Raw genomic sequence first — 8,767 nt, forward strand, 5'->3', positions numbered from 1 at the left:
GAGACTGAATATGTCGGAATGAGAGCCTACCAGTCGAAAGTGGCAAAACCGGGCAACAGGTCGCCCGCTGCATCCAGATGAAGAATATCGATCCTGTAACGTCGTATCAGCGTGGTTACTAACCGACGGCTGTCTTTTGAAAGCCCCATTCGCTTCAGTTCCAGCACCGGGTATAAGCGAGCGCTAAGTCTGAGCAGGTAACCGTAACCGGTGTACAGTATCCAGTCGCTGTTGCCGCCGTCGTGGCGTTGAAGAGTGGTCAGGTCGAGGATAGCGTTATCCTCACAGGTAATATGCGTGGTACTGCACTGGAGCCCGCTCAGGCGGGTGACAGCTGGTAGCGGATCTTCAACAATTAGCTTCCCGGGGGTATCAGCAATACGAAGTGAATAGCCGCTGCTACAGACCACATTGATCAGGTCGGCCAGCTCAATGCCGTCAATATCTATGGTGATCCGGCCCATATTGAGGGCCAGTACGTTGATGGCGTCGGCTTCCACCGTCAGGGACAGCTTCATTGTTGTTCCTTTCTGTATTTGCCGGTAATGAGATCTGTTACAGGTCTGTAGCCATGACGGGTCAACAGCCCGGTCGCCTTCCGGGCTCGGAGGATATCAATACTGCCGATAAGTGGTGACTGTGTTTCTGCGACGAAGCCGCGTCTGTCAGTACGGACCAGGTCGTACTTTGCCACGATGAAGTTCACCGCGTCGCACAGTGATACCCCGGCGTCGATATGCTCCTGAATCATCCTATTGTTGCCAAACGGCGTATCGTTCAGCGTCAGACCGTAGTGCTGGTCCAGCAGGTGGCTCAGGAGCTGCTGCCAGATCTCCACGGGAGACGGGCGTGGTGAGGCCTCCCGTGTTGAGGATAGTGGTTGGGTTTGCATAGCTGGATCTCTTTGTTGATGTGTAAAAACAAGGATAAGGAGTAAGAAACTTTACGCGGTTGTTGCTGGTGTCGGATAAATCGCCAGGTACACGTACCCATGCGACCCCAGCGTATCTGATTCACAGGTCAGCCCTTTCGCATACAGTGTGACGCAGTGCTGATGGCGGGGATTAAGCTCACCGGAAAGCAGCATCAACTCCAGCTGCTTCATCAGTACCGGAAACGCCTGGTCGAGATGGCGTAAATCCGCATTGCTGAAGGTTCCTGTAATGCTGGCGCGGTCGGCGAGATAGTGCAGTCGGTTGCCTTCCTGCACCAGTCGTGCACCAAAACACGGTGTGATATCGCGATGCAGACCCCAGCGCGGTACGTCCATGTTGTCATCTGTGGCGGGAATATCTGGCATGATTAACCTCGTTAAAATTGAATTAAGAAACGTTGTTTAATGGACATCAGGTCAGCCGAAGCGCTGGCCGGATCCGGTGAAGGTGTATTCATTGTCGATGATGTCTTCGTCAACAATGGCGGGGGAGGTCTGCCAGCTGTATTCGCTTTCCAGCCAGTCGTATAGCCATCGGGCCAGCTCCCGGATGGTTTCGCTTATCGCCGCCTCACTGTCTGTGGTGATGTCCTGCCCGGAGGGGCTGTGGCGTTCGACCGCGATTGCCATGCAGGATTCATGGATATGCTGACCGTGATGACGGATTGTGGCGCGAAGCTCGCCGCTGTTATGTAACTGGATGGTCTGCAGTGAATCGGCAATCCGGTGAAGGTCAGCGTCTTCAGGAAAGTGTTCCCTGATCCGGCATACCGCCTGCGGCTGGTAAGCATAATCCCCCTCGAAAACAGCGCCGCTTCCCTGATGGCAAAAACCGCTGAACCAGATGCAGTGGTGCTGTCGGTTGCTGCCCGACAGGAGAGGAACCCGGTACAGCTTAATATCCACGCCCAGGATGCTGCAGATGTCGGTAAACTCGTCAAACACGTTCTGATACCAGTCATCGTTCAGCGCATGCTCACGATACCAGCTACGGGCGTTCTCCCTGGCGGATTCAGATAGTTCATCCAGCGTATAAACGGTGGTGGAGATAACTTGGCTCATCTGTTCTCCTTACTTAGTTCAGCGTGACGCTGCGCAGGACGACATACGGGCCGTTGCGGTCCTGACGGCGCTCCGCGAAGACGGCCAGCACACCGCTGACATCCTGTACCTCCCGCCCTGCATAGTGGCAGATACTGCCGGACCATGAGTATTTACCGGTGCAGAAGCGAAACAGCCGGGACTGTGGATGCTGACGGTAAATCGCCATGGCCTGACGTTTACTGATAATTTTCATCACCGGCCCCCTTACAGCCAGCCGCGTTCAGCGAGCGAGACGATCTCCATCCCGCCAACAACCAGATGATCCAGCAGGCGGATATCCACCAGGTCCAGCGCCTGCTTAAGACGTTCTGTGATCCGTCTGTCTGAATCGCTGGGCTCTGCGTGCCCTGAAGGATGACAGTGCGCCACGAGCATGGCAGCAGCGTTATGTTTCAGTGCAGCCTTCACGACTTCCCGTGGATGGACCTGCGTATGATTGATGGTGCCGGTGAAGAGAGTTTCATGCGCAATCAGCCGGTGCTGGTTATCGAGGAAGAGCGCGGTAAATTCTTCGCGCTCCAGTGTGGCAAGCTGCAGGCGCAGCCAGTCACGTACTGAGCTACTGGAGGTAAATGACACTCCGGGTTCACGTAACTGACGTTCCAGCAGGGTTAATGCCTCACGGATGGTGTGCTGTGCGGATGCCGGTAATTTGGCGGCAAACAGCGGTAACTGTGTTTCCATAGTGGGGTCCTCAGTCGATGATATGCATGATGGCGCTGCATTCCGCGTGGTTGAGTGCATAGTCTCGCAGACGGTAATAGTGCTCCGTCATGGCGTCGCATTCGGTGCGCATGGCGTGGTGGCTGTAAGCCATCAGACAGACGGTTATTCCGGCGGCCTCTGTGCTCACTTCCGCGCCGTTGCCATTCATCGGGTTGAACAGCGTCCATTTTTCACCGTCGTTACCGTCGGGCTCCGGAGCCATAAACGCGCCATCATTGCTGAGGGTGTAAAAATTCCAGATACCTCCGTTGTAGTTCGCGCAGAAGCGGTCCATCCAGGCGAAGATATGCGGTTCAAGGATTATCCACTGCGGTATGTTGCCAAAGTGCTGCGGCCAGAAGCCAATGCGCTGCTCATCAGGCAGCAACGTGGCGGTGAGGGTGTTGGTATTTTCGGTGTCTGAAAGGGTTTGCAGATTTGTGGTGTTATTCATCGGTTATTCCTTTTGAAAGGTCATAAGTGCGGTTCCGGTTAACGGGAACCTGATGTATGGAAAAGGTGATTTGAGGCGTGATGGCGAAGAAAGACGTTACCGGTGGGTAAGTTCAGCAGACGGTGTGGTTAGAAGCAGTTGTGGGCAGGACTGTGCATAGCCATCAGCATCGCACTGTGAGGGCCAGATGCCGTCAGCCACAGACAGTCGGCACAGGCTGAGTTCACCAGGCCGGTAGCAGAGATGCCTGCACCAGGCGCAGAGGTCATCGTCGGATACAGAACGGCAGCCGGGCTGGTTTTGCAGAGAGACGGGCCAGACCACTGTCTGGCAGGCATTCGCAGGAACGTGCTGCATCAGCTCAGCGCCTGCTGCAGTTGTTCTGCCATTACCCAGAGCGCCCGGTTGAGCTTAACGTCGCCATCTATGCCTCTAACCGCGCGGGTATGGCTGCGTTTACCTTTGGCAGACCCCCTTTCAGAAGGTTCTCTTGGCAACGATTGAAAACTGACCACAGGTCGTCCTGACGGTCTTCATGGCGTCGGGGCGTCAGTATCTGTGCTTCCGTTACCGGCTGGTGCTCTTCACCAAAGCGGTACGTCAGGGCGGCTTTTGCAAAAGCCTGCTGTGCCGGTGGCGTGAGTAACAGCGACTGCATCGCATCCCGATTTTCTTCAACCCGGTCAAATATTCCCAGTACCTCATAAGCCCCTTCAATGACTTTCTCCACCACATTACCCTTATGCGGCACGCGCACCTCCCCAAAGGTTTCGCCGCAGACAAGCCCGTTCTGGCAGACAAAGCGAAACAACCCCGGCAGCATCTGGTATGAGCTGGAGCCGTCGTGACTGTTAAGCAGGATGATTTCGGGGACCTGTTTGCCGGTGATTTGCCCCTCACGCCTGAGGCGCAGCATGTGCTTTGTGTGGTCGCGTTTATTCAGGTCACGCACGCGGGTCTGGCAGGCAAAGAACGGCTGGAAGCCTTCCCGCTGCAGGTTATCCAGCAAGGTGATGGTCGGGATGTACGTGTAACGCTCGCTGCGGGATTTATGTTTTTCTTCGCTGAAGATGCTGGGCACATAGTGTGCCAGTTCATCGCGGGTTAACGGATGGTCGCGGCGCACGAGGCTGGCAGCGCCAAAACGGCTGGCTAAGCGCATGGAAATTTCCTTTCTGAGAAACAAAAGAAAACGCCCCGCTCGGATGAGCAGGGCGTCGGTGGTGAGTAATACTGGTGCTTTAGTAATGGTCAGGGCTGGTTTGTCTGTTCTGCCGCCTGGGCCGGAGCAGGTTCACCCGGTGTTGTGGTGTTGCTGTGAATAATCTGGTGTTTCGCCAGCGCCTGCTGCATGTCATTGATGCAGTACGTGATGTAGAAGACGTTAAACAGCACGGTATAAAAGACGTTCATCTTCAGGTCAAAGCGAAACGTGTTCAGCGCATAGTGACGCAGCGCGGTTCTGGCCTTAAAAGCCCAGACCACATACATCACACCACTGGCTACTGAGAGCAGCCCGCTGATGGCCAGCAGGATATCGCCGGTTGAGTCGTAACCGTACGGGTCAGGCGCTGCCATGGCACCCAACTGGCGGCTGAGTCCGAAACAGACGGTCAGCCAGATAACAAACAAATTGCCGTAAAGCGGATAACCCGTGGTTTCGCTGACGATATCCTGCTTTTTGTAAAGCCAGAGCAGGGGCCAGACGCCGCAGGTTGCCATGCTGAGCAGGACAAAATGCAGCGTACGGGTATTCAGCCGCTGGCTGAGGGTATTAATTGTGATATCCGTCATAAACTAAGTTCCTGTATTAAATGAGTGAGGAGTGAGGGAAGTGTTTCCGGGAATTAACCGGCGGTATTTTCACAGTCGCTCATATTTTTCAGTTCCTGCTGCGTATTTCTGATCCCCGGGTTAAAACTGCCGGCTTTCCTGTCATTCACATACACATCAAAATATGCAGCCTGTCCCAGGGCCGTAATAAACTGCGACCAGGCATTGTCCGCATTACGCCATCCCAGAGACGAAGGTAGCGGGAATTGTCGATCATTTATTACCAGCGTGATGGCGGTATGGTCGTCATGTGAGTCTGCCCCGGAACCATCGGGAAAGGTGAGCATGACGTGATGCTGCAGGAGGTTCTGCTCATCGGGGTTGCCTGTGCAGTTGAGGTTAAACATCACATTTTCGGGGCTGGTGATGATGTATTCGGTCACCCCCATGCCGAAGCCGCTGGTCCACATATTGGGGATAGCGTGAGCGAAGCCAGTGAATGCCAGTGTTGTTACCAGCAGAACGGCAGATAGTTTGCGCATGAACTTTTCCTTAAATTATCGAGAAGCCGGCAGCTGTTGATGCCGCTGTTGCGGGCGTTACATAAGCTGTTTGCCAACCGTCATCAGGCCAGCCAGCCAGCCGATACACTGAGGACCCGCAAGCCAGAACAGTCGGGCTTTTAACAGACAGCCCATTCCGCCGGTGGTATAGACGCTGTCCGGCATCAGCCACTGGCGCAGGAACGCGCCGATGGTCATACCGGCACCGGGACCGAGTGTCATCCAGAACAGATACCCCATCCCCTGCCCGAAACTGCGGATTTCGTCGGTGCTCCCGAACACGTTAAACAGGACGACCACAAGCGCGATGCCGAAGGCAATTGCGAAATATTTAATCACTAGCGTCATTCTGTTCAGTCCTTATTTTCTGCACTGCTGAGCGGCGCTCAGCATGTTGTCCATAAAACGTGGGGGGACATAGCCGTACTGCTGGTTCATTTTCTCCAGTTCCCCGTGGGTATATTTCGTCTTCAGCTCATCCCAGATACAGCCGCAGACAGCGGTGGTCCCGCCACCGGACTTACAACCCCGTATAAACTCACGTTCGTTTTTGTCACCACAGCCGCTCAGGGCCAGCGCTGACAGCAGCGTGACGGCCAGTAACGCGCCCCGGAGCACCATTGTCATTTTTAATGGCCTGTTAATCATTGTGTTAATATCCATTCGTTAAAACGCCTCTGCTCAGAGGCTGTCAGATTCCGCTACGCCTTCCTGTTCAAGTGCATGGTTGATGTTGTTCACCACCGTATTCGGGTCGAGCCGGATTTCCGCCAGATGCTTACCCGCCTCAGGTGTTCCCTGGTAAACGTCCAGGGACGCGAACGGTCTGCCTTCATCGTTTGTCCCAGCAGATACCTGGTATGAGGTGTCGCCGTTTCTGACTGTGAATTTCTGCAGACTGATAACCTGATTGCTCTGGTAAGCGTACGTGGTGGTGTTTGCCGGTACGCTAATGTCCATCTCCTTATGTTCTGCGCCGGTCCTGCCGAATGAATACGATACCGACGGCGTGATGATGCAAATCTCGACTTCCTTTTTGTGGTTAACGGTCTGCGCATAGAAGACGGGCTTTCCGCAGCGCTGGTGGTGTGTCTGTATAAGTGTGTCGGGCGTAGCGGCATTTACGGCCGACAGCGATGCCAGCATCATTCCTGCGCTGAGCAGCAGGGCTGTACCATGTTTCATGTCTTAACTCCTTTTGGTCTGGTCTGAGGTTCGGGAGAATGCTCCCTGAAGGTATGAATGACGTTGCTGATAAAGTGAAAATGCGGAAGGGCGTTGATGAAGTCCTCCATGGCGATAAGTGCGTTAGTCTCGTTGCGATGTCTGAAATGCTGCTCTGAAAGCGAGACGGAGATAATCTCGTCAAGCGAGAAGACGTGAATGGATCCCTGCCTGCAGGCCACCAGATACCAGCATGCCTGTGAGAAAATCAGCCGGTAGGGCTCAAGGTGGTCGTGACGGATGCCCTTAACCAGCAGGCTGACCATCCGGTGGTGGTAAATGCCTTCAGCAAGCCGCTGAAAGCAGTCCGGGAGGATCCTTGCTGGCTGCTGTACATGGCCTATCAGGCATGGAGATGTGCCGTTTTCATCCATCAACAGCTGCATCAGATGACGGCTCTGTGAGGGAATGAGACGAGCTATTCCGGTGTTGCGGGCAAACGCCAGCGCACCAGGAGTATGATCGCGCATCGGGTTCGTCCGTAACCGCCAGCAGCCGTTATCGCCGGTCAGATCCAGATGCAGCAGACGCTGAGAGAAATCCCGGCGCAGGGTGCGTTCAGATACGCCAAATTCACCGGACAGCGCTTTCAGTGAAAGGGATTCACCGGCAAAAAGCCGGCTGATAATAACTGACAGCCTGAGTGCCAGCCTGTCGTGTCGGGGCGCAGGGGCCGTGGCGCGCATATGCCCTCCGTGAATGAAAATACCGAGATAACTCATGCGGTTATTATGCAGGACGGGGTGGACAGGATATGACCAGCGATAAGACAGCGCGGCAGAAAAGATGAAATATTTTCCCCACGATAACTGTCTGAATTTACGATGATAATTTCACATTGCTTAGCGGATCAGCGTTATGCGGTCATACCCTGTCATAAAGCCGGTCAGCAGGAGGCGTTGTCAGGGCTGAAGGTGGCTGCAGTATTGCGTTTTATTAATCTCGCCCTCAGTAAACGCAGTAAGATGCGAAACAGAACGATGAGAGCCCAACGGACGCTGTGGATCTCTTTCTCCGGCCAGCCTGCGCGCCGGCAGTAATCCAGGATCCTGTTAACCACCTGTCTTCGGATATAGCGCAGCAGCATGCGTAACAGGGGCCATGTCAGTGTCCTGAGTATCATTTCCACCACCTCAAAAAAGTAAGTGCCACAGCGCAGAAGCGGCATTCACAATGCCGTCGCGGATCGTTCCCAGCGCTTCACGGACCGCCTTTGGCAGCGGAATGGCGTCCACTATCCGGCTGAATAACTCACCCAGCAGATCGCCGAAATCCTGTCGGGCGGTACTCTCTGCCTCCGCAGTCCGGTGCTCTTCCCTGACCTGACGAAACAAGCCGCTGCTGGCCTCCGGGGGCAGGGCAAATATCATGGTTTCGACCAGACGGGCCAGGTTGTAGCCGGTTTTGGCTGACACCGCATGCACCGGATAAGGACAGGAGAACTGCCGTGAGATGGCTGCGCTTCGGGCGGTCAGCGTCAGCAACTGGCCGGTGGAGGGCAGACACGCTTCCCTGTCCCATTCCAGCGAGGGTTCCGCCTTGTCGGCCTGGTTAATGACGAAGACAATGCTGCCCGGTGAGACGCCACAATTGAGCAGGAACCGGTGAAACGCTTCATCGGTCGCACAGGCCCGGTCATCCGCTTTCATCACCCAGAGGATAAGATCCAGCGTCGGTAACTGATCTTTATACAGCTGCCGGTATTCACGGTCATAGTCCAGAGATTCTCCGGCACCGGGTAAATCGACCAGCGTCATGCGACGCCCGCCAATATCGAGCGTGAAGCGAAGCGGTTCGCGGGTACAGCCCTGCACATCGCTGACCGGACTAAGGGGCTGCTGAAAGAGGGCATTGCAGAGCGAACTTTTTCCACTTCCTGTTTTACCCATGATGCCAATCACGGGTTCGTAATGGATGTGCTGGCGGATGCGGTTCAGTATCGTGCGGGAGAGTGTTTCGGGCAGGAGAGACAGCTGTTGTTTCAGGGCATTGAATCGCCACGGATAATCT

General features: G+C 54.9%; 15 protein-coding genes and 1 pseudogene. All 16 read right to left on the reverse strand.

The window, feature by feature from the left end; translation table 11 throughout:
- Positions 1–26 precede the first annotated feature (26 nt).
- Complete coding sequence (locus AB1287_RS12125) at positions 27–518, reverse strand: DUF5983 family protein (RefSeq protein WP_435617911.1); 492 nt, start codon at positions 516–518, stop codon at positions 27–29.
- Positions 515–892, reverse strand: a complete 378-nt coding sequence (locus AB1287_RS12130; RefSeq protein ID WP_435617912.1) for a TA system toxin CbtA family protein — start codon at positions 890–892, stop codon at positions 515–517. The genes AB1287_RS12125 and AB1287_RS12130 overlap by 4 nt, the downstream gene beginning before the upstream one ends.
- A 51-nt stretch (positions 893–943) precedes the next feature.
- Complete coding sequence (locus tag AB1287_RS12135) at positions 944–1,300, reverse strand: type IV toxin-antitoxin system YeeU family antitoxin (RefSeq protein WP_435617913.1); 357 nt, start codon at positions 1,298–1,300, stop codon at positions 944–946.
- Between the two features lie 51 nt (positions 1,301–1,351).
- Positions 1,352–1,996 (reverse strand): antitoxin of toxin-antitoxin stability system, encoded by a 645-nt coding sequence (locus AB1287_RS12140; RefSeq protein ID WP_435617914.1) that lies wholly within the window; start codon positions 1,994–1,996, stop codon positions 1,352–1,354.
- Positions 1,997–2,009: 13 nt separating this feature from the next.
- The gene (locus AB1287_RS12145) at positions 2,010–2,231 is read right to left on the reverse strand and encodes a DUF987 domain-containing protein (protein WP_435617915.1); all 222 of its coding nucleotides are present in this window, start codon (positions 2,229–2,231) and stop codon (positions 2,010–2,012) included.
- Between the two features lie 11 nt (positions 2,232–2,242).
- Positions 2,243–2,722, reverse strand: coding sequence for a RadC family protein (locus AB1287_RS12150; protein WP_435617916.1), 480 nt, complete (start codon positions 2,720–2,722; stop codon positions 2,243–2,245).
- Positions 2,723–2,732: 10 nt separating this feature from the next.
- Positions 2,733–3,197: an antirestriction protein gene (locus AB1287_RS12155; RefSeq protein WP_435617917.1), complete on the reverse strand. Its 465-nt coding sequence runs from the start codon at positions 3,195–3,197 to the stop codon at positions 2,733–2,735.
- A gap of 128 nt (positions 3,198–3,325) precedes the next feature.
- Positions 3,326–3,535: a hypothetical protein gene (locus AB1287_RS12160; RefSeq protein WP_435617918.1), complete on the reverse strand. Its 210-nt coding sequence runs from the start codon at positions 3,533–3,535 to the stop codon at positions 3,326–3,328.
- An 18-nt stretch (positions 3,536–3,553) separates the two neighbouring features.
- Positions 3,554–4,359: pseudogene (locus tag AB1287_RS12165) on the reverse strand (DUF932 domain-containing protein).
- Positions 4,360–4,448: 89 nt separating this feature from the next.
- A complete protein-coding gene (locus AB1287_RS12170) occupies positions 4,449–4,991 on the reverse strand; it encodes a DUF4234 domain-containing protein (RefSeq protein ID WP_435617919.1) in 543 nt (180 codons plus the stop codon).
- A 53-nt stretch (positions 4,992–5,044) separates the two neighbouring features.
- A complete protein-coding gene (locus tag AB1287_RS12175; protein WP_435617920.1) occupies positions 5,045–5,512 on the reverse strand; it encodes a hypothetical protein in 468 nt (155 codons plus the stop codon).
- A gap of 57 nt (positions 5,513–5,569) precedes the next feature.
- Complete coding sequence (locus tag AB1287_RS12180; RefSeq protein ID WP_435617921.1) at positions 5,570–5,881, reverse strand: hypothetical protein; 312 nt, start codon at positions 5,879–5,881, stop codon at positions 5,570–5,572.
- A gap of 12 nt (positions 5,882–5,893) precedes the next feature.
- Positions 5,894–6,160 (reverse strand): hypothetical protein, encoded by a 267-nt coding sequence (locus tag AB1287_RS12185; protein ID WP_435617922.1) that lies wholly within the window; start codon positions 6,158–6,160, stop codon positions 5,894–5,896.
- A gap of 54 nt (positions 6,161–6,214) precedes the next feature.
- Positions 6,215–6,718, reverse strand: coding sequence for a hypothetical protein (locus tag AB1287_RS12190; RefSeq protein ID WP_435617923.1), 504 nt, complete (start codon positions 6,716–6,718; stop codon positions 6,215–6,217).
- Positions 6,715–7,443, reverse strand: a complete 729-nt coding sequence (locus tag AB1287_RS12195) for a helix-turn-helix transcriptional regulator (RefSeq protein ID WP_435617924.1) — start codon at positions 7,441–7,443, stop codon at positions 6,715–6,717. Before AB1287_RS12195 ends, AB1287_RS12190 begins: the two co-directional genes overlap by 4 nt.
- Positions 7,444–7,890: 447 nt before the next feature.
- On the reverse strand, positions 7,891–8,742 hold the full coding sequence (locus AB1287_RS12200; RefSeq protein WP_435617929.1) for a GTPase family protein: 852 nt from the start codon (positions 8,740–8,742) through the stop codon (positions 7,891–7,893).
- Positions 8,743–8,767 lie beyond the last annotated feature (25 nt).

Origin of the sequence: Scandinavium sp. UTDF21-P1B (assembly GCF_040750395.1) — a bacterium.
Classification (GTDB): Bacteria; Pseudomonadota; Gammaproteobacteria; order Enterobacterales; family Enterobacteriaceae; genus Scandinavium.

Coding starts and splice junctions, on each gene's coding strand:
- AB1287_RS12150 (WP_435617916.1), bottom strand. CDS start 2,722: ATGGAAACACAGTTACCGCTGTTTGCCGCCAAATTACCGGCATCCGCA.
- AB1287_RS12155 (WP_435617917.1), bottom strand. CDS start 3,197: ATGAATAACACCACAAATCTGCAAACCCTTTCAGACACCGAAAATACC.
- AB1287_RS12195 (WP_435617924.1), bottom strand. CDS start 7,443: ATGCGCGCCACGGCCCCTGCGCCCCGACACGACAGGCTGGCACTCAGG.
- AB1287_RS12170 (WP_435617919.1), bottom strand. CDS start 4,991: ATGACGGATATCACAATTAATACCCTCAGCCAGCGGCTGAATACCCGT.
- AB1287_RS12135 (WP_435617913.1), bottom strand. CDS start 1,300: ATGCCAGATATTCCCGCCACAGATGACAACATGGACGTACCGCGCTGG.
- AB1287_RS12180 (WP_435617921.1), bottom strand. CDS start 5,881: ATGACGCTAGTGATTAAATATTTCGCAATTGCCTTCGGCATCGCGCTT.
- AB1287_RS12140 (WP_435617914.1), bottom strand. CDS start 1,996: ATGAGCCAAGTTATCTCCACCACCGTTTATACGCTGGATGAACTATCT.
- AB1287_RS12145 (WP_435617915.1), bottom strand. CDS start 2,231: ATGAAAATTATCAGTAAACGTCAGGCCATGGCGATTTACCGTCAGCAT.
- AB1287_RS12175 (WP_435617920.1), bottom strand. CDS start 5,512: ATGCGCAAACTATCTGCCGTTCTGCTGGTAACAACACTGGCATTCACT.
- AB1287_RS12125 (WP_435617911.1), bottom strand. CDS start 518: ATGAAGCTGTCCCTGACGGTGGAAGCCGACGCCATCAACGTACTGGCC.
- AB1287_RS12130 (WP_435617912.1), bottom strand. CDS start 892: ATGCAAACCCAACCACTATCCTCAACACGGGAGGCCTCACCACGCCCG.
- AB1287_RS12185 (WP_435617922.1), bottom strand. CDS start 6,160: ATGACAATGGTGCTCCGGGGCGCGTTACTGGCCGTCACGCTGCTGTCA.
- AB1287_RS12160 (WP_435617918.1), bottom strand. CDS start 3,535: ATGCCTGCCAGACAGTGGTCTGGCCCGTCTCTCTGCAAAACCAGCCCG.
- AB1287_RS12190 (WP_435617923.1), bottom strand. CDS start 6,718: ATGAAACATGGTACAGCCCTGCTGCTCAGCGCAGGAATGATGCTGGCA.